A 20134-nucleotide genomic window follows, 5' to 3' on the forward strand; every position below is an offset into this window, starting at 1 on the left:
TTACTGATCATTTATGACCAAAGTACTTTTTTGTTTTTGCGGCAGTTTGCTGTGTAGTGTAGTAATGGGATATGCGCAGTTAAAACCATTGGATGATGGTAATTATATGGAGCAAAGAGCTGGTTTAGGGCATTCCATAGAAATATTTGAACATCAGAAAACCGCGACGGTTGCTTTTTTGGGTGGATCTATCACTTATAATCGAGGATGGAGAAATAAAGTCTCTGCAGATTTAGAAAAGCGCTTTCCGGAAACAAAATTCCATTTTATTGCCGCTGGGATTCCATCGCTTGGAAGTTTACCTCATGCCTTTCGTTTGAAGCGGGATGTACTGGATTCCGGAAAAGTAGATTTGCTTTTTCTGGAGGCTGCTGTAAACGATGAGGTAAATGGTACGGATAGCCTCAGCCAGGTCCGCGCGCTGGAAGGGATCATCAGACATGCTAAATTAAATAACCCGAAGATGGACATCATCCTGATGTCTTTTGCGGATCCAGATAAGACAAGCACTTATCATAAAGGAAAGGTTCCGCTTTCTGTAAAAAACCATGAATTAGTGGCCGGTCATTATGGATTGCCATCTATAAATCTGGCAAAAGCAGTAAGCGATAGGCTGGCCAATCAGGAATTTAGCTGGGAACATGATTTTAAAGATCTGCACCCTTCCGAATTTGGTCAGGAGCTCTATTTTAAAGCCATTCAACGTTTATTAACTGATGCCATTTCAGTACAGCAAGTTAAGGGAGTTTCCAGCAACCTGAGCTTAGCAAAAGCATTAAACGATGGTAATTTCTCAAAAGGACAGTATGTAGATATTCAGAATGCCAGAATAAAGACTGGCTGGGTATTGCAGCAGGATTGGAAGCCTGAAGATGGAAAAAATACCCGAAAAGGCTTTGTACACATTCCGATGCTATGTGCCACCGAGGCAGGATCGGAATTGAGTCTGAATTTTGTGGGCAATGCGATTGGAATTTCAATCGTTTCCGGACCAGATGCAGGAATTTTGAGCTATTCAATTGATGAAGGGCCTGAACAGCAAATTGATTTGTATACGCAATGGAGTAAATCATTGCATTTACCCTGGTACCTGTTATTGGGTAGCAATCTTAAAGCGGGGAAACATCAGCTCAGGTTAAAAATCAGCGAAGCAAAAAATATTAATAGTAAAGGTAATGCCTGCCGAATTGCTCATTTCCTCCTAAATGCAGGTTAATTTGAATACGAATACTTTTATTTCTATAAATAGCACTTTAAATAGGCTTAGGAGAGTTCCAGTTTTTGGATTATTTTAGCGCCACAAAATGAACCATGAATAGACGATTAGCCATAAAACAGGTATTGATATTTGCAGGGGGAATGGCCTTGTTGCCTTCTTGTTTAAGAGAAAAGGGAAAAGTGTCCATTCAACTTAAAAACCTTGATATTTCTGCCGAACAGGAAAATCTACTGGCAGAGATTGCCGAATTGATTATTCCCAAAACTGACACTTCCGGGGCAAAGGACCTGAAGCTCCATCTTTTTGTATTGAAGATGCTGGATGACTGCTACGAGCCTGCGGATCAGCAGGAGTTTTTATCAGGATTGAAAACTTTTGAAGGCCAGGAGGGCAAAGATTTAGCGAAGTTGGTTGCTGATGCCAATAGTCAGGTGTCTGGAACTACCGCAGCAGTCTCTAAGTTCTACGGAATCATGAAATCAAGAACAATTGCTGGATACCTGAACTCCAAGTATGTGATGAGTAATTTGTTGATCTGGGAACTTGTTCCAGGGAGGTATAATGGTTATTTCCGGGTTAAATCCGCTTAATTAATATCAAAAATGTCAAATCTGAATATAGATAGTATAAAAGAACATACCTATGATGCCATTGTAATTGGCTCAGGGATTAGCGGTGGCTGGGCAGCCAAGGAGTTTACTGAAAAGGGATTAAAAACCTTGGTGCTGGAGCGGGGTAAAGACGTAAAACACATTGTAGATTATCCGACTACTAATAAGTATCCATACGAATTTGAACATCGAGGGGAACTTACTTTGGCGATAAAGAAGGAAAATCCGGTGGTGAGTAAATGTTATGCTTTCAGGGAAGATGCCATGCATTTTTTTGTAAAGGATCAGGAACATCCATATGTGCAGGAGAAACCCTTTGACTGGATTCGTGGTTATCAGGTAGGTGGTAAATCATTACTTTGGGCCAGACAGACACAACGCTGGAGCGACCTGGATTTTGAGGGACCGCTACGCGATGATTTTGCAGTTGACTGGCCGATCAGGTACAAAGATCTGGATTCCTGGTATACCTATGCGGAGAAATTTGCAGGAATTTCAGGAAATAAGGATGGTTTACCGGCTTTGCCAGATGGCGATTTCTTACCAGCTTTTCCACTGAATGCAGTAGAAGATTATTTTAAAAACACCATAAGGGAAAAGTTCGAAGGTCGCCATGTGATTAGTGCAAGATGTGCACATTTATCTCAGCCTAAACAAGTGCATTTTGACCAGGGGAGAGGGAAATGCCAGAACCGTAATTTATGTCAGCGGGGTTGTCCCTTTGGAGGTTATTTTAGCAGCAATTCTTCTACCTTACCATGGGCAGAGAAAACAGGTAATTTAACATTAAAGCCTTTTTCTGTTGTAGAGTCTGTCTTGTATGATGAGAAATTAGGCAAAGCTTCCGGTGTCCGCGTAGTGGATACCAATACTAAAGAAGTCCGGGAGTATTATGCAAAAGTGATCTTTGTGAATGCAGCAACCATTAATACAAACCTGATTTTATTGAATTCTAAATCTTCACGTTTTCCAAATGGCCTTGGTAATGATAGCGGGACATTAGGAAAGTACGTTGCTTTCCACAATTATAGTGCGAGAATCAGTGCGGAATATGATGGGTTAAGAGAATTCAGTACTGATGGCAGAAATCCTGCTGGTGGAGGATATATACCAAGATTTAGAAATTTATTGAAACAGGAAACCAATTTCAAACGTGGTTATGCTGCCGGCTTTTCGGCTTACCGAAGTCCGGATAGGGATACTTCTGGATTTGGGACAGATTTAAAGGCGCAATTGCTCCATAAGAATCTGGGACTATGGCAGGTCGGTTCACACATGATGGGTGAAACGATTCCTAAAGCTACGAATTTTGTGAAATTAGATGCAGATCAGAAGGATGCCTGGGGAATTCCGTTGCTCAGGATCTCTGTTGACTATGATGAAAATGATGCGAAAATGAAAAAGGATTACCTTGATCAAATGACGGAAATGTTTAGCGCAGCAGGTTTTACAAATATCAAGGCAAATGATGCAGGACAAGCACCTGGTTTAGATATTCATGAGATGGGAGGGGCCAGAATGGGGCATGATCCAAAAACTTCGGTACTGAATAAATGGAATCAGTTACACGATTGCAAGAATGTTTTCGTTACTGATGGGGCTTGCATGACCTCTACGTCAACGCAAAACCCATCATTAACTTATATGGCACTTACAGCACGTGCGGTTGACTATGCTGTTTTTGCGCTGAAGAAAGGGGAGCTTTAAACTCTTCTTCCATCTTTAGATATTCTTTTAGCAGGGCAATTTGATTGATTGCTCTGTTAAAATTATGGCCTTCATATTTGGCTCCATAATAAATGTCGTTCTGCAAGTAGTCTGCAAGGAAGCGAATTGCCTGCATATAGATGATGAACTTTCCGGCATAACTGAAATATTGTTTTTCAGTTTCGCTCAATACTTCTGCCATTTCTTCCATATACCCTTCATGAATGGCTTTAAAGAAATCCTTTCTGATGCTGATTTTAGTCAGGTCAGTTTCTTCTTCACTTGCTGCACATAGATAGGTCCTCATCATATCGCCCACATCACTGATGAAATAACCAGGCATTACTGTATCCAGGTCAATTACACAGATTCCTTTATTGTGTTCGTCAAATAAGACATTGTTGATCTTTGTATCGTGGTGAATTACCCTTAAAGGAACTTCCCCGTTGGCTACAATTTCAAGATAGGTATTGACCAGATCTTTGTGGTCATTGATGAAATCAACATATTCCTTTGCTTTTTCCAGGCGTTCCGGATTTGCATTGGCACAGGCAGTTTTAAATTGCTCATACCTTAAACTTAGGTTATGGAAATCAGGAATGGTGGTATTTAAGGTTGAAGCGTCAAAATCTGACAATAACCCTGAGAATTTTCCAAACTGTTTAGCTGCTTCATAGGCTTCTTCTCTTTTTGTCAGTGCATTCAGAGAAATTGAGCCTTCTACGAATGGGGTCATACGGAAATATCCGGATGGGGTATTTAAAAGTGATTCGCCTGATAACGCCTTAATCGGAGATACAAATAGGTATTCCGGGTCTTTTTTGTTTAAAAAGTCCTTTAACAGGTTAAGGTTTTTATCAATATTTGAAGGCTCTTTAAATACATCAGTATTTACCTTTTGCAGGATATAGCTTTGCTCATTGGCAGTTACTTTCCATGTATGGTTTATCAGGCCATCGCCAAATAGGTTAACAGTCGTGTTATCAGAATTCAGGCCATACAATGGTAAGATATTTTCGAACATGCGTCTTTTCAAGATTGGTTACAAATTCAAACGTAATTATTTATATGATTAAAACCATTGAGCAAACGTTTGCGCAAAATTACTTAATATTAGAAATAATTAGCTCCGAATCTACAACTACGTTAAAATAAGCCTGTTCCGTTCCGGTTTCATTCTTAGGCCTGTTGATCAGGTCAATTAAAATATCAGCGGCTTTCTTTCCTTGCTTGTATGGGAATTGCTCTACAGAGGCTATTGGCGTGTAATCCATATAATTGATGATGGGAAGATTGGCATAGCTGACAAAATCAATTCCTTCCAGCTCCAAGGAACGTGTGTATCTCATCGCAAATAAAGCAACATAATCATTAAAAGTAACGATTGCTGTTGGTTTACGTCTATGGTTAAGCATGGTATTCATCACCTCAATAGTACCGCTTTCGGAAAGGTCGCAGCTGACAATCAGAGAAGGGTCAAATTTCAGACGGTTAGAAATCATTGCTTTAATGTAACCTTCTTTTCGCTCATGACTGGCTACCAGTGTGGTAGGGCCGTTGATCATGCCTATAGTGCGGTGTCCTTTCTTTAATAAGAAATTGACAGCTTCATAGGTTCCATTCTCCAGGTTAGAGGCCACATAGTGGATGTCTTTAATAGGAGGTATGCGGTCAAAGAATACGACCGGAATATTCAGTTTTTTGAAAATCTCAAAATGTTCATAGGTACTGGTGGTTTTGGAAACGGAGACCAGTAGTCCATCAACACGTTGGGTTTTCATTTTTTCTACCAATAGTTTCTCGCGATCCGCATCATCATGCGATTGCGCGAGTAGTACAGTATAGTTTCTTTTATAGGCAACATCTTCAATGCCACTAATGGCAGTGGAGAAAAAAGATTCAGACAATTCCGGTAAAATCACCCCTATAATATGGGACTTCCCTTGTAAAAACTGGATTGCTTTCTGATTTGGTTCATAATTTAGCTCTGCAGCCAGCTTTTTGACCCTCATCTTTGTTGTTAAACCGATACTGGAATGGTCATTTAAAGCCCTTGAAACGGTGGAAACCGAAATCTTAAGTATTTTGGCTATTTCTTTTATCGTGGTTGGTTTATCAGACATGATGTTCAAATATTGGCATAAAGTTTCAATAACCTTCAATTATTTTTAAAAAACAATTCTCCTAAAACCCAATTGTTTGATGCTTAGGTCTAAAATGTGCGCAAACGTTTGTTTGGAAATACTAGCCTTAATTCTGGTTTTGGAAGAGATTTTTTTTGTGTAAATCCTGTTTTATAACCTGAAATAGCCATGTTTCGTTGAATTATGTCAGAATTGTATGTGCAAATGATCATGAAATTGTTACAAATTGGGCAGAGTCGATGTTTTTTATTGAATTCTCTTGTTTATCGGATAGATAATTGGAATATCAAACGTTTGCGTGTATTTTTTGAAGGTCAATCTGCATCAGTTTTGGATATAGTCTATACCTTGTAATCGAAAAATCGTGGATGGTATGCCATAAAAGCGATACTTTTGAACCGAACATATATAATGAACTGAATATTATGAATAGAAGACAATTTGTTAGAAATAGCGGCATCACTGCCGCAGCTATAACGGTTTTACCTGAGCAATCTATTTTTGCGAGCACTAAGGGTGAAAAGATTAAGGTAGCAATGATCGGAGTGGGAATGAGAGGCCAAAATCATCTTGATCTTTTATTGAAGAGAAATGATGTGGATTTGGTAGCGATTTGTGATGTAGACGATGTGATGTTGAATTCTGCAAAAGCAATGATTGCTAAATCTGGAAAACCTATGCCAAAGATTTACACAGGTGATGAAAATGCCTGGAAAAAACTTTTGGAAACAAAAGGATTAAAAGCGATCGTAATTTCTACACCATGGGAATTGCACAAGCCAATGATCATTAAATCTATGGAAGCTGGTCTTAAATATATCGCGACTGAAGTGATGTTAGGCGTGACCCTTCAGGATCACTGGGATGTGGTACAAGCAGCGGAAAAACATGATGCTCATGTCATGATGCTCGAGAACGTTTGTTACAGAAGAGATGTTTTAGCGGCATTGAATATGGTACGTCAAGGTGTATTTGGTGAAATTATGCACTTACAAGGTGGATACCAACATGACCTTAGAGAGGTTAAATTCAATGATGGTAAAAAACCTTATGGTGGTGGTGTAGAATTTAATGAGAAAGGTTTCTCAGAAGCAAAATGGAGAACCAATCACTCTGTACACCGTAATGGTGATTTATACCCAACTCATGGTATTGGTCCGGTTGCACATTGTATCAACATCAACAGAGGTAATAAATTCTTAAAATTGAACTCTTTTGCTACTAAAGCAAGAGGTTTGCATAACTATATTGTAGAGAAAGGTGGCGAGAACCATCCAAATGCAAAAGTAAACTTCCGTTTGGGAGATATTGTAACGACAACGATCGACTGTGCAAATGGCGAGACCATTATCTTACAACATGATACTAACCTTCCTAGACCATATTCTATTGGTTTCAGAGTTCAGGGAACTAAAGGTCTTTGGATGGACATCAATAAGAGCATTTATGTAGAAGGAGTAAGCAAATCTCACCAATGGGATCCAGCTAAAGAGTGGTTAGAAAAATACGATCACCCACTTTGGAAAAAATATGGTAATGATGCAGAAGGTGCAGGACACGGTGGAATGGATTTCTTCGTAATTCATGCGTTCATTGAAGCAGCAAAAAGAAATGAGCCGACTCCAATGGATGTTTATGATGCAGCTGCATGGAGTGCAATTACACCATTAAGTGAGCAGTCTATTGAATTAGGAAATGAAACAGTTGACTTCCCTGATTTTACAAGCGGCAACTGGATGACTAGAAAACCGATTTTCGCATTAAACGACGATTATTAATCATATTGATTTTTAGCCTGCTTTTCTGATGATTTTTGAATTGAATTAATTTAGTCTCAAAATTCCAGACAATTGCTAAAAGTTGAATAAGTATATTTTCATAAAAGGAGCAAGTGTTTTTTGCATTTGCTCCTTTTATTTTGACAAAAAAATGGGAAGAAAACGATTTTCTTAACGTTAACTTAACATTGGATACGCATCTTTGCATATGTTTTTACAGATTCTTGCCTTAACCTTTTTATTGTTCGCTTTGATCGCAGCTTTTAAAATGGAGTCCTTTTTACAAGGACTTTTATTTATTGTGGCTTTGGCTGTCGTTGCTGGAGTATTTTATTTATTTATTCTTTTTCCGGGCCTTTCAGGCCTGGCGGTAGCTTTAATGCTGGCAGCTTTTATTTTTAGACAGTCTAAAAAGTAAAAGTCGCTATCTACCTATTATGCAGCGATTTGTCTGATTAAAATCGGGCGTTTTTCTTGTGTTTTTTTGCCTTTTTGGGCCTAAAAAAACACAAGAAATTCAACTGCTTTTAGCTCGTTTTTTTGCTAAAATCTTTAGTTTAAAAAAGCCCTCCAGATTATTTATTTCAAAATTTTGTAATAATATGATAATATTATATTTAATATTTCTTAAATTTATTTCAATTAGGGGTTATTAAACAATAATAATATTCATTATGAAAACATTAGGGGAGAAATTTAGAATTTTACGTCAAAAAAAAGGGGTCAACCAAAAAGCGATGGCCGATTTGTTGGATATCTCAATTCCAGCATACTCAAAACTGGAAACTAGTATTACTGATCCAAATTTTAGTCGTATCAATCAGATCGCTGAAGTACACGGATTGAGCTTAAGAGAGTTTCTAGATGTTGGGGAAGAAGGCGTAAGCGAACACATCCAGATCATCGAACAATTGAAAGAAAAAATCAGTCAATTGGAAAGTTCTGTGATTCGTTTGCAAAGTAAACTGATTGATTTATATGATAAAGAAGATCAGCGTAATAAAAACGCTTAGTATTCTCTAACTTTGTAAGTATCAGTGTTTTAAAAGTCCTCATTTTTTGAAGATAGGCTTGGTTTTTTCCAATATTTTTCAAAAATAATCAGCTTTTTTAGACACTGATACTTCCTGGTTTATCTTCAGTTTTCCTACAGAATAGTCGCTTACATTTGACTATAATATTATAGTTATATGAGCTTTTCTTTTCTGTTGAAATCCAGGTACACTGTACTCATTTCTTATGTAGCAACCTTTATTGCCGGGTCGTTCCTGATTCGTCTTGGGTTAATGGTTGCTACATTGGAAAAAACCGGGTTTTCTTTCTTTTCCATCCTTCGTATTTTCTTTCAAGGATTCGTTTACGATTTTGGTGTGGCGATGTTTCTGGTTTTGCCATATGCCATTTATTTGTGTTTTCTGCCTCAAAGATTCATCAGGTCTACTTTTAATATTGTGCTCAGCTATTCGGTTTTATTGCTGATGATCGTCATTGCCATGTTTTCATTTTTTGCAGAACTAACTTTTTGGCAGGAATTTGAGAGTAGATTTAATTTCATTGCTGTAGATTATCTGGTATATACCTATGAAGTGATTCATAATATTAATGAATCTTACCCTTTGCCATTGTTAATTGGTGCAGTGCTGTTGATCAGTCTTTTGGTATTGTTCGGCTTTGTAAAAATCAATGCATTTACCCGATATTTTCAGTCGAATATGCCTTTTAAGAAAAGGGGATTGGTGTCTGGAATGATCTTGCTGATTTGTCTGTTTTATGGATTTTTTGTGCCGAATTCCTGGGCAGAGGAAGGCTCGAACCGTTACCATAATGAGCTCGCTAAAGCAGGGATATATGCTATTTTTTCCGCTTTTAAAAACAATGAACTGAACTATAATCATTTCTATAAAATGCTGGATAAGCGGGAAGCGAATCGTGTGATCAGGTCTGTCCTTCAGGAAAATAATAGCCATTATCTACAGGCGGATTCGGGAATTAAAAGAATGATCAGCGGGACCGGATCTGCTTATACACCAAACGTTATTATGATTACAGTGGAAAGTCTAAGTGCAGATTTTATGGCACATTTTGGAAACAAAGAAGGCTTAACACCTGTGTTGGATTCTTTAGCCAGTGCAAATGTGTTGTTTACCAATATGTATGCTACCGGAACAAGAACAGTAAGAGGAATGGAGGCGCTTTCTCTGGCTATTCCACCTACACCAGGAAGTAGCATTGTTAGACGCCCCGGTAATGATAGCCTGACTACTATTGGAAATATTTTTGCCAAAGCAGGGTATCAACGTAGTTTTTATTACGGTGGGGATGGTTATTTTGACAATATGAATCAGTATTTTGGAAGCAACGGTTATGACATCATTGATCGTGGAAGAAAGGTCATGGCTGGGGATCATTATCTGAGCAGGCGAACGATCATTTCGGACGATCAGGTTCATTTTGAAAATGCATGGGGAATCAGTGATGAGGATTTATACGCTGCGCTGATCAGAGGTTCTGACCAACAGTTTAAAGCGGGTAAACCATTTTACAGCTTTGTCATGACCACCTCAAATCACCGCCCATTTACCTATCCTTCCGGGGAAATTGACATCCCTTCCGGAACTGGTAGAAACGGAGCGCTCAGGTATACAGATTACGCAATTGGTAAATTTTTAAAGGAAGCCGCTCTGAAACCATGGTTTAAAAATACGGTGGTGATTATCGTGGCAGATCATTGTGCCAGTAGCGCTGGTAAGAATGAAATAGATATCAGTAAATATCATATTCCTTGTATGGTATTGAATTTGCCTGAACAAGCTTTGCACCAGGTTGCGCAGCTTCCGGCTTTGAATCATTCTTCAGAAAACAGGAAGAACGAAATCACACCATTGTGTTCCCAAATTGATCTTTACCCAACTTTATTTCAATTATTCGGATGGAGTTATGAAAGTAATTTATTTGGTAAAGATGTTTTGTCAACAACCTACGTTCCAAGAGCTTTTCTGGGAACTTATCAAAAGCTGGCGTATTTAAAAAGAGATAGTTTGGTGGTATTGAGTCCTCAGCAAAAAGTGGAGACTTACATTTACAACCAGACGAAAAACGAACAGATTCCCCGGAAATTCTCGGGGAAGGTAATCAATGAAGCTATTGCAAATTACCAGACTGCTTATGATCTTTTTAAGAACGGTGGTCTTCATCAATAAATAATGATTAACTTAAAAGGCATCTAAACTACCATATTTAATGAAATTACTATTAATTGAAGATGAGCAGTCGCTTCGGGAGAGTATCCAAACTTATTTTAGTGCGGAAGGAAACATCTGTGAATTGGCTGCTGATTTTCAATCCGCAATGGAAAAGATCAGCCTTTATCAATATGATTGCATTTTACTAGACCTGACCTTACCTGGTGGAGAGGGCATGGAAATTTTGCGTGCTTTAAAGAAAAGGAATAAGAAGGATGGGGTATTGATCATTTCCGCAAGGCATTCGCTTGATGATAAAGTAGACGGATTAAATCTGGGTGCTGATGATTATCTGGTGAAACCTTTCCATCTTTCTGAATTGCAGGCCAGGGTAACTGCGATTGTCCGGAGGAAGAGTTTTGATGGAAATAATACGATTGTATTTAATGAAATCAGTATTGATACGCTTGCGATGAAAGTGACGGTTCTGGACAAGTTGTTGAATCTGACTAAAAAAGAATTTGATTTATTGATCTATTTTACGGCCAATCAACGGAAAGTGGTCACAAAGAGTGCAATCGCAGAGCATTTATGGGGGGATGAGATGGATTTATCGGATGATTTCGACTTTATATACACACACATTAAGAATTTAAGGAAAAAATTAATCGAAGCTGGTAGTAAGGATTACATTAAATCAATGTATGGTGTAGGTTATAAGTTTGAGAACATATCATAAGATCGGACAATCATGAAACTTTCCAGCAAATATAATCGCGTCAATATATTGGTATCTCTTCTGGTATTGTTATCCACCGGAGTGATTTATTATGTGGTCATTCACTTTATTTTGACGGAGAAACTGGACCGTGACCTTCGGATTGAAGAGGAAGAAATCCGTGCCTATGTAGAAAAGTATCATAAACTCCCTTTGCCTGGTGATTTTCATGACCAGAAGGTAAGTTATAGGAAGGTAAGTCCTTCCGACACTGCAGGTAGAAGTTATAATAATACCATTTATCTGAATGAAAAAGAACATGAAAAGGAACCGGGAAGGAGCCTGACCACCTTTATGACCGTAAAAAATGAGGTATTTGAAGTGACCGTCGCCAAATCCAGATTGGAGGCGGAAGGTCTGGTGCGCATCATTTTTATCATCAGTTTGTTGATCATTATCCTGTTGTTACTCACACTTTTTATCGTCAACAGGTTTTTATTAAAAAGCTTATGGCAACCATTTTACCATATTCTGGATCAAATGAAAGCGTTTAATCTGACGGGTAAAAATGAGGTTAAAGTGGAGCATAGTAAGATCGATGAATTTGTGGAATTGAATCAGGCGGTATTATTAATGTCTCAGCGGGTTAAAGAGGATTATAAAGAATTGAAATCTTTTACAGATAATGCTGCACATGAGATGATGACGCCACTAGCAGTGATCAATTCGAAACTGGATACTTTATTGCAAACGGAAGGCTTTACTGATCATCAGGGTGAATTGATCGAAGATATTTATCTCGCAGTAGGCCGACTAACCCGCCTCAATCAATCTTTGTTATTATTGGCAAAAATTGAAAACAATATGATCAAGAACGAAGAGCTCATAGCGCTTAAACCATTGATCGAACAGAAGCTAAGACAATTTCAGGAGTTACTGCAATCTGCTGAAATTTCGGTTAAGACAATATTGGAGGATAAAGAAGTATCCATGAGCAAGTATTTGGCTGATATTTTACTCAATAATCTCATCAGTAATGCGATTCGCCATAACATTAAACCTGGTCGGCTGGAGATTCAGTTGACTGATCATCAGTTGATTTTTAGAAATACGGGAGCCAATTTGCCTTTGGATGGGGGAAGGACTTTTGAGCGTTTTAATAAAACCGCAGCATCTGAAGGGATGGGATTAGGATTGGCCATTTCCCGACAGATTTGTAACCACTATGGATTTACGATGAGCTATACTTATGAGGCTGATTTTCACATTTTCCTGATTCATTTTTAAATTTATTTTCTAAAGTAACGCGGAGATCTCCGGATTCCAATCTGATCCTCTAAAACGCAATCGTTATCGTAAATATTTCAGGGTATTCAAGGGTATTCAATGTTTAATTTCCTTAACATTGATTCTAGTATTTAACCTATATAATCATAAAGTATGAAGGGCAAAGATCTGTTTTCATTAGAAAACAAGGTAATTGTAATTACCGGTGCAACCGGTGTTTTAGGCGAGTCATTTGCATTGGCTGTAGCTGCTGCCGGAGCAAAAGTTGCCATTTTAGGCAGAAATGAAGAGAAAGCGAATGAACGTGTTAAGGCGATCACCATCAATGGCGGAGAAGCTATGGCAGTCATTACCGACGTCCTGGATGAAGAAGCATTGATCGCAGCAAGAACCCAAATTTTAAATGCATGGGGAACCATTGACGGTCTTGTTAATGCTGCCGGAGGTAATATTCCAGGCGCAACGATCGGTCCGGATCAAAATATATTTGATACAAATATCGCCGATACCCAGAAAGCGGTAGAATTGAACCTCTTTGGAACAGTACTGCCTACACATGTATTTGGAAGGGTAATCGCAGAAAAAGGAAAGGGTTCTATTGTCAATATTTCTTCTTTAGCAGCCCAACGTCCTTTAACCAGGGTTCTAGGTTATACTTTGGGTAAAAATGCAATAGAAGGGTATACGAAATGGATGGCGGTAGAACTGGCGCAACGTTACGGCGACCGTGTCCGGGTGAATGCCTTAGCTCCGGGCGTATTTTTAACGGAACAAAACCGTTCCCTACTGACCAATCCAGATGGCTCTTTTACAGATCGTGCCCAACGTTTTGTAAATCATACTCCTTTTGGTAGATTAGGTAATCCGGAAGAATTGAATGGAACATTGATCTATTTACTTAGCGACGCTTCTGCTTTTGTAAATGGAGAAACGATATTAGTAGATGGTGGATTTAATGCCTATAGCGGCGTATAGAACTATGAATAAAAAGAACCATAAATTATTACAAACATGGCGCTGGTATGGGCCATCAGACCCTGTAAGTTTAGCTGACGTGAAACAGGCAGGAGCGACAGGAATTGTAACCGCTTTACATCATATCCCTCATGGGGAAGTCTGGCCAATTGCTGATATCCTGGAAAGAAAGTCAATTATTGAGGCTTCGGGCTTACATTGGGCAGTAGTAGAGAGTGTACCGGTTCATGAGGCCATCAAAACCAGGCGTAAAGATGCTGAAGTATATCTTGCCAATTATAACCAGAGTTTAAAAAACCTGGCTGCTTGTGGAATTAAAACCGTGTGTTATAATTTTATGCCGGTATTGGACTGGACACGTACCCAGTTAGACCTGACCATGACAGATGGTTCTAAAGCACTGTATTTTAACTGGACTGATTTGGCGGTATTTGATCTGTTCATCCTGAAAAGAGAAGACGCTGCAGCAGATTACCCGGAAAACATCAGAGAAAAAGCAAAATTGAGGCATTCAGAAATGACGGATTCCGAGCTGGAGTTGTTGAGAATCAATGTCTTGATGGGAATTCCTAATGAGAAAGAGATTGAGCTGGACGCACTGCGCAACAGCATTGATGAATATAAGGTGATTGGAACTGCAGGTTTGAAAGAAAATTTAATCTGGTTTCTGAACGGAATTTCAACAGTTTGTGAATCCGAAGGGATAAAAATGACGATTCATCCGGATGATCCACCATATCCGATTTTGGGTTTGCCAAGAATTGCGAGTACCAGGGAAGATTTACTTCATATCATTAATAGTGTAAATCTGGATTTCAATGGCATCTGTTTTTGCACAGGCTCTTTAGGAGCAGGCCTAACGAATAACCTTCCGGAGATCTTTGAAGCAGTGAAATCAAGGGTGTATTTCCTGCACCTTCGAAATGTAACCAAAGATGAAGAAGGTAATTTTTACGAGGCTGATCACCTTGGGGGTGATGTAAATATGTATGAAGTGATGAAGGCGATTGTTGCGGAGAATACTTCCAGAGCATTGCCGATTCCTTTTCGACCTGATCACGGGCACCAGATGCTGGATGATCTCAACAAGCAGACCAATCCGGGCTATTCTGCGATCGGCCGATTACGAGGACTCGCTGAACTTCGCGGATTAGAATTGGGGATCAGCGGAAATTATTAGTTATTCAAAATGAAATTTTTATAGTCTGGTTCGATCTGGTCCATTTAACTGGACCGGATCGAACCAATTTTGTTTGAAGCAGGCTAAGTATGGCTTTGGACCATTTGTGTGGAATCCCGAAACATAATTTCGGTGTCCAGCTTAATGGTTTCAAAATCAACTTCTCTATGTTTTTGCTCTATTAAGGAGATCAGTTTTTCTGCTGCAAGTTGCCCGATTTCAAAAGCCGGCTGATGAATGGTACTCAAGGCGGGTTTCATCGCATCTGCCAGTTCCGTATTGGTGAAGCCAATGAGCGCCAGGTCTTCAGGGATTTTATAGCCTAGTTTATTTAATAAAGATAAACACCTGGTAGTGATTTGATCAGTAGCCGTAAATATGGCATCTGGTGGCTCTGGTAATGCCATGTAATACTTTATTGCTTCTTCCAGATCCTCATTTAATTTATGGGTATCGGTATAATCACAAGAGCGAAGGTAAGCTGGCTTGAACTCAATATTCCGATCTGAAAGTGCTTGTTTATAGCCATTTAATCTATCAATAGAAATGCTGAGTTTTGTATTGGTATTGAGGTGGGCGATTCGCCTGAAGCCATTGTTAATCAGGTGCAATGTGGCATCATAAGCTCCTTTAAAGTTATCAGCACCAACTTTATGGGTATCTATCTGATCCGTAAGTCTATCGAATAAAACCATAGGTAAACCAGATTCCTGTAAATTCTTAAGGTAACTAAAATCAGTCGTTTCACAAGCAGGGGAAATGAGCAGGCCATCTATTCCTCCAGCGTAAAGCAAATCTATACAGGCGATTTCCTGCTTTTGCGATTCTTTACTTTGCATGATGATGATCTGGTAGGACTTATCCGTACTGATTTTGTCGATTCCATCGAGCATTTGCGCGACAAAGTTATTATCCAATGAACATACGACAACACCTATCGATTGACTTCTGCCTTGTTTTAGTCCCTTAGCCATCCGATTCGGAACATAATGATGTTCCCTTGCATAAGCAATCACTTTCTTTTTTGTTTCTTCTCCAATTTCATAGCTGTCATTTAAGGCTTTGGAAATCGTAGAAGTAGACAAGTTGAGTGCCTTTGCAATATCCCTCAATGTGATATTGTTGTTCATACCAGTTTTATATTTACGGCCTAAAATGCAATTATTAGAGGAAATAAGGGAATCTTTTTTCATTTAGCGGGAAATATGGATGCCTTTTAAAGGCAATTCTTTCAATTTTATTTTTGATTGATCTTTAATATCTTTAAGGGAATAAACACTTAAAATATTCCTCATGAAAAGAACGCTCGGTTTACTATTGCTGGTTTTGTTATTTGGTTCAATGAAAAATGATAACGAGCAGCGAGCTTCAAAGGAGCGACTGGGGAAAAAGGTGGTGATTGGTTATGTAGGTGGTTTTAGGGGATTAGTGAATATGGATCTGATATCTCCAGAGAAGCTAACACATATCAATTATGCCTTTGTAGATGTTCAGGGAAACCGCGCTTTTCTAACCAATGAAAAAACAGATACGGTAAATTTCCGGAAACTATTGTTGCTGAAAAAGAAAAACCCTGCACTTAAGATTTTGATTTCTATTGGGGGTTGGGCATGGAGCAAAAATTTTTCAGATGCTGTTTTAACCGATACTTCAAGGGCTGCTTTTGCAGCAAGTGCTGTTGATATCATTAGAAAATATAAACTGGATGGGGTAGATATTGATTGGGAATATCCTGGGAGACCTGGAGAAGTTGGGAATATTTACCGGCCGGAAGACAAGCGCAATTTTACCTTGATGTTTGAAGCAATTAGAAAAGACCTTGATGTCCTGGAAAAAGAGACTGCTCAAAAGAAACTGTTGACTACTGCGGTGGGTGGTTTTTCCGATTTTCTGCTACATACTGAAATGGATAAAGCTGCAAAATACCTGGACTATGTTAACCTGATGACTTATGATTATTATTCCGGTAAAGTAGCAGGACATCATACCAATTTATATGCTTCTAAGCTTTATCCCGGAGCGAATTCGGCAGATATCGCTGTACAGGCCTATATTGATGCTGGTGTTCCAGTTTCTAAATTAGTGATGGGACTGGCATTCTATGGTAGAAATAGTAAAGTGGAATCAGGAACAGCAACAGGTCTTGGAGCGAACTATATTAAAGGAGAGTTTGGTAGTGGTTTTACCAGGATAAAAGATAGCCTGATCAATAATAAGGGCTTTGTAGCCTATAAAGATAAGGATGCCAGAGCTTCTTACCTTTTTAATGCGAATACGCAGACCCTGATTACTTATGATGACGAATGGTCAGTGACTGAAAAATGCAATTATGTGAAAGAACATCAAATGGCAGGGGTGATGTTTTGGGAATATGCCTCAGACCCAAAGGAATACTTGTTAAATGAAGTAGTCAAGTCTTTTAGATAAGGAACAACCTTTATATTTCCTCTTCTCATTCTTGTTCAATCTCTCAAATTTATTCAGCGTAAATTATATCTTTGGGAAATTATATATTTAATTATGGTTGCAGGGGATATGTTAAAGAGAAAGGCAAGATACTTTTTATTAATACTGATTTTATGTGTTTTTTCCTCCTGTTTTCAGATTATAGAAGAAATCAATGTAGCTAACAATGGCTCAGGCACCGTTAATTTAACAGTGAATTTGAGTGCCAGTAAAACTAAAGTCGCCTCATTGATGCTACTGGATAGTGTGAATGGCTATAAGGTTCCAAGTAAACAGACCATTCAAAAAGAAATGGAAGAAGCAGTGGCTTATCTTAAAAGTTCTCCAGGAATCAGCAATGTAAAGAAAACCCTTGATTTTGATAACTATATTGCGACTGTCAGTTTCGCTTTTAAAAATATCTCCAACATCAATAATGTGAATCAGAACGTATTGAAAAAGATGAAAATTAAAGCGATTAATAATTCTTCCTATAGTTTCAATCCGGAAAGTGGAATTTTTTATCGTCGTTATACCCATACTAAGGGGGCTTTAATCGAATATAATAAGCTGAAACCAGAGGTCAAAAATGTGTTCAAGGATGCCAGTTACACCAGTATTTATCGCTTTGAAAAACCAGTAGCCAGCAGTTTGAATCCATTGTCTAAAGTCTCAAAAACCAGGAAAGCAGTGATGATGAATACTGGGATCATGGGCTTGATTAATGGAAAAACCAATATTGCTAATCAAATTATACTAGCGAAATAACGTCATTTTACCTCTACTATCTATTTTAAAACACCTATACAAACATGAATTATTATTTTAAATCTGCAATTGCTGGCTCTTTCTTATTCAGTACCCTTGCAGTAAATGGCCAGGATTTAGCTCGTAAAATACCTGCTGATGCGCTCGCTGTTGCAACGATTAAAGGAGGGAACCTTACCGAGTTGATGTCGGTTACTGAGTTCAACCAAACCTTTCTTGGTAAAAAGCTATTGGAATATCTGGCTAAAGACGAAAAAAGCGGTATCACTGGTATGGAAGATTTTGGTTTTAACCTGTCTTCGGATTTTTATTATTACAACCAAAGTACTGATAGTGTAAGTTACAACTGTTTGTTGTTTCCTATTAAAGATGCAACCAAACTAGATCAGTTTTTTACAAAACGTGGTAAGAAATTTACATTAAAAGACCAGGTTAGGTCATATTTTAATGCAGACTCAACAGAAATGGTTCATTGGAACGGAGAAATGTTGTTGACCGTGATGCCAATCGAAAAGAGCGCATATTTCAAGCTTCCGGAGAACAGGGAACGATTTGGTTTATCGAAGCCTGATGAGATCAGTATAACAGCTCCTGAAAATTCAGCTGAAGAGGCTGTTACAGATTCAGCAGCAGTCGCCGTGGCTGTTGCCGAAGCAGCAGAGGTTGTAGAACAGGAAACAATTGCCGTTCAACCACCTGCAAAGAAGAAATCTACCACAGGTTTAAAAAACAGGTCCAAAAATAACAGGTCAAAAGGGAAGAAAACAAGCGCAAAAAACTATAAGAAGAAGCCGCTAAAAAAGAACTCAGCTCCTAAGGAAGCCATAGTGCTAACAGCGGAGGAAGAAGAGTTAATCAGGTCTTCTACTGAGGGCGGAGAGCGTATGGCGGATGAGGCAGCAATGCCAGAGACCGTAGATGCAGCATATGCTCTTGAAGATACAGTCAATCCTTATTTTACAGACTTAAAATTGAAAAAAAGCATACTGGCTGGATGGACCGCGAAAATGTCTGAAGATTTTTTTGCAGGAAAGCATCAAAGTTCCATTTTAAGCAATGCAGATTTTGCTAAAAGTATCGATCAGAAGGCAGAAGCAACGATCTGGATTTCCGGGGTCGAAAAGTTAAGTAATGCCTATTTGCCGTTGGAAAATTTTAAAGGAATCAACTTTATGGGTGGCTATGGTACTGCCAATGCGAAGTTATTCCTTGAAGATAAAGCGATCAGGATGAGTTCTTCAATGACTTTCAGCGATGATATGGGCAGTGTTTTGAGAAAAGTCCACAAAAGAAAGTTGAATAAAAAATTTCTGAAATATATCCATGAAGATCAAATGATCGGTTATATGGCCTATGCGATGGATACCAAAGCCTATTTACAGGAATACCCAAAATTGGTTTCTAAAATCTATGGCTCTGTGTATGCAGAGGAAGTAGGGATGGCTACAGATTTGTTCTCTTTATTATTGGATGAAGAAGCAATTGGAAAAGTGATCAAAGGAGATGGAATGTTCATTTTCAACGGATTGGTGCAAAAAGAAACTTCTTATAAGTCGTACGACTATAATGAGGAAAATTTCGAAACCACCGAAGTGATGAAAACCAAGAAGGAGACTTTGCCAGATTTCTTAATGATGATTTCTACGGAGGATACTCGTTTGATCGACAAATTGATTGCTTATGGTGTAAAAAAGGAATTTCTGAATAATAGTTATAAAAGCAATTTGTATGAGATTACCATTCCTAAAAGTCCGATGGCCCTCTATTTCAGTATCAAGGATGGTGTGATTTTCCTAAGTACTGATGAGCGTGCGATTTCGGAAATATTGACCAATACGTTTGCTTCAAAGCTAAGTTCAAAGCATAAAAAAGCATTGTTAGGTAATAATTATGCAGCCTATTTCAGCCCTAAAAAACTGGCAGGGAAAATACCTGCAGAAGAATTAGGCAATGGAGTTGAAAAGGTCAATAAAACTTTAAATTCATTAGGAGATATTTACATCAGATCTTTCCCTATGAACAGCAACACTGTTTCTGCAGAAATCAGCATGGATATTCCAGCTCAGCAGAAAAATGCTTTGAAATACCTCTTTTCTTTAACTGAGGACCTTCAAAAGTAA

Annotated in this window: 17 protein-coding genes; 14 read left to right on the forward strand and 3 right to left on the reverse strand. The window is 38.5% G+C overall.

The features are described from left to right. Window positions 1–13: 13 nt before the first annotated feature. The 3 genes from R2Q94_RS12420 (at window position 14) to R2Q94_RS12430 (ending at window position 3537) form a co-directional block, all read left to right on the forward strand. Window positions 14–1216 carry an SGNH/GDSL hydrolase family protein gene (locus R2Q94_RS12420; protein ID WP_316821784.1) on the forward strand — a complete coding sequence of 401 codons (1203 nt, stop codon included), beginning with the start codon at window positions 14–16 and terminating at the stop codon, window positions 1214–1216. Window positions 1217–1311: 95 nt separating this feature from the next. Beyond that, complete coding sequence (locus tag R2Q94_RS12425) at window positions 1312–1809, forward strand: gluconate 2-dehydrogenase subunit 3 family protein (protein WP_316821785.1); 498 nt, start codon at window positions 1312–1314, stop codon at window positions 1807–1809. A 12-nt stretch (window positions 1810–1821) separates the two neighbouring features. After that, a complete protein-coding gene (locus tag R2Q94_RS12430; protein WP_316821786.1) occupies window positions 1822–3537 on the forward strand; it encodes a GMC family oxidoreductase in 1716 nt (571 codons plus the stop codon). On the opposite strand, the gene R2Q94_RS12435 is transcribed toward R2Q94_RS12430, so the two are convergent. Both R2Q94_RS12435 and R2Q94_RS12440 read right to left on the reverse strand, forming a co-directional pair. Beyond that, entirely contained in the window at window positions 3482–4561 is a 1080-nt protein-coding gene (locus R2Q94_RS12435; protein ID WP_316821787.1) for an aminoglycoside phosphotransferase family protein, read from the reverse strand. The two genes, R2Q94_RS12430 and R2Q94_RS12435, sit on opposite strands and share 56 nt — an antisense overlap. A gap of 79 nt (window positions 4562–4640) precedes the next feature. Further along, window positions 4641–5660, reverse strand: a complete 1020-nt coding sequence (locus R2Q94_RS12440; RefSeq protein ID WP_316821788.1) for a LacI family DNA-binding transcriptional regulator — start codon at window positions 5658–5660, stop codon at window positions 4641–4643. Window positions 5661–6106: 446 nt separating this feature from the next. Here R2Q94_RS12440 and R2Q94_RS12445 point away from each other — a divergent pair, with 446 nt between their 5' ends. The 8 genes from R2Q94_RS12445 (at window position 6107) to uxuA (ending at window position 14801) form a co-directional block, all read left to right on the forward strand. After that, the gene (locus tag R2Q94_RS12445) at window positions 6107–7459 is read left to right on the forward strand and encodes a Gfo/Idh/MocA family protein (protein WP_316821789.1); all 1353 of its coding nucleotides are present in this window, start codon (window positions 6107–6109) and stop codon (window positions 7457–7459) included. A gap of 250 nt (window positions 7460–7709) precedes the next feature. After that, window positions 7710–7877: a hypothetical protein gene (locus R2Q94_RS12450; RefSeq protein WP_316821790.1), complete on the forward strand. Its 168-nt coding sequence runs from the start codon at window positions 7710–7712 to the stop codon at window positions 7875–7877. Window positions 7878–8133: 256 nt separating this feature from the next. Next, entirely contained in the window at window positions 8134–8472 is a 339-nt protein-coding gene (locus R2Q94_RS12455) for a helix-turn-helix domain-containing protein (protein ID WP_062548871.1), read from the forward strand. A gap of 177 nt (window positions 8473–8649) precedes the next feature. Then, window positions 8650–10659 (forward strand): LTA synthase family protein, encoded by a 2010-nt coding sequence (locus R2Q94_RS12460; protein ID WP_316821791.1) that lies wholly within the window; start codon window positions 8650–8652, stop codon window positions 10657–10659. A 40-nt stretch (window positions 10660–10699) separates the two neighbouring features. Further along, window positions 10700–11380 (forward strand): response regulator transcription factor, encoded by a 681-nt coding sequence (locus tag R2Q94_RS12465; RefSeq protein ID WP_316821792.1) that lies wholly within the window; start codon window positions 10700–10702, stop codon window positions 11378–11380. A gap of 12 nt (window positions 11381–11392) precedes the next feature. Beyond that, window positions 11393–12646 (forward strand): HAMP domain-containing sensor histidine kinase, encoded by a 1254-nt coding sequence (locus tag R2Q94_RS12470; protein WP_316821793.1) that lies wholly within the window; start codon window positions 11393–11395, stop codon window positions 12644–12646. A 153-nt stretch (window positions 12647–12799) separates the two neighbouring features. Next, complete coding sequence (locus tag R2Q94_RS12475; protein WP_316821794.1) at window positions 12800–13621, forward strand: SDR family oxidoreductase; 822 nt, start codon at window positions 12800–12802, stop codon at window positions 13619–13621. Between the two features lie 4 nt (window positions 13622–13625). Then, entirely contained in the window at window positions 13626–14801 is a 1176-nt protein-coding gene (uxuA, locus tag R2Q94_RS12480) for a mannonate dehydratase (RefSeq protein WP_316821795.1), read from the forward strand. An 83-nt stretch (window positions 14802–14884) separates the two neighbouring features. On the opposite strand, the gene R2Q94_RS12485 is transcribed toward uxuA, so the two are convergent. Next, the gene (locus R2Q94_RS12485; protein ID WP_316821796.1) at window positions 14885–15931 is read right to left on the reverse strand and encodes a LacI family DNA-binding transcriptional regulator; all 1047 of its coding nucleotides are present in this window, start codon (window positions 15929–15931) and stop codon (window positions 14885–14887) included. Window positions 15932–16094: 163 nt separating this feature from the next. Between R2Q94_RS12485 and R2Q94_RS12490 the strand changes: the two genes are divergently transcribed. From R2Q94_RS12490 to R2Q94_RS12500, 3 genes are all read left to right on the forward strand, one after another. Further along, entirely contained in the window at window positions 16095–17228 is a 1134-nt protein-coding gene (locus tag R2Q94_RS12490; RefSeq protein ID WP_316821797.1) for a glycoside hydrolase family 18 protein, read from the forward strand. Window positions 17229–17336: 108 nt separating this feature from the next. Beyond that, window positions 17337–18014 (forward strand): hypothetical protein, encoded by a 678-nt coding sequence (locus R2Q94_RS12495; protein WP_316821798.1) that lies wholly within the window; start codon window positions 17337–17339, stop codon window positions 18012–18014. A gap of 44 nt (window positions 18015–18058) precedes the next feature. After that, window positions 18059–20134: a hypothetical protein gene (locus R2Q94_RS12500; RefSeq protein ID WP_316821799.1), complete on the forward strand. Its 2076-nt coding sequence runs from the start codon at window positions 18059–18061 to the stop codon at window positions 20132–20134.

It is taken from the genome of Pedobacter gandavensis (assembly GCF_032678465.1).
Taxonomy (GTDB): Bacteria; Bacteroidota; Bacteroidia; order Sphingobacteriales; family Sphingobacteriaceae; genus Pedobacter; species Pedobacter gandavensis_B.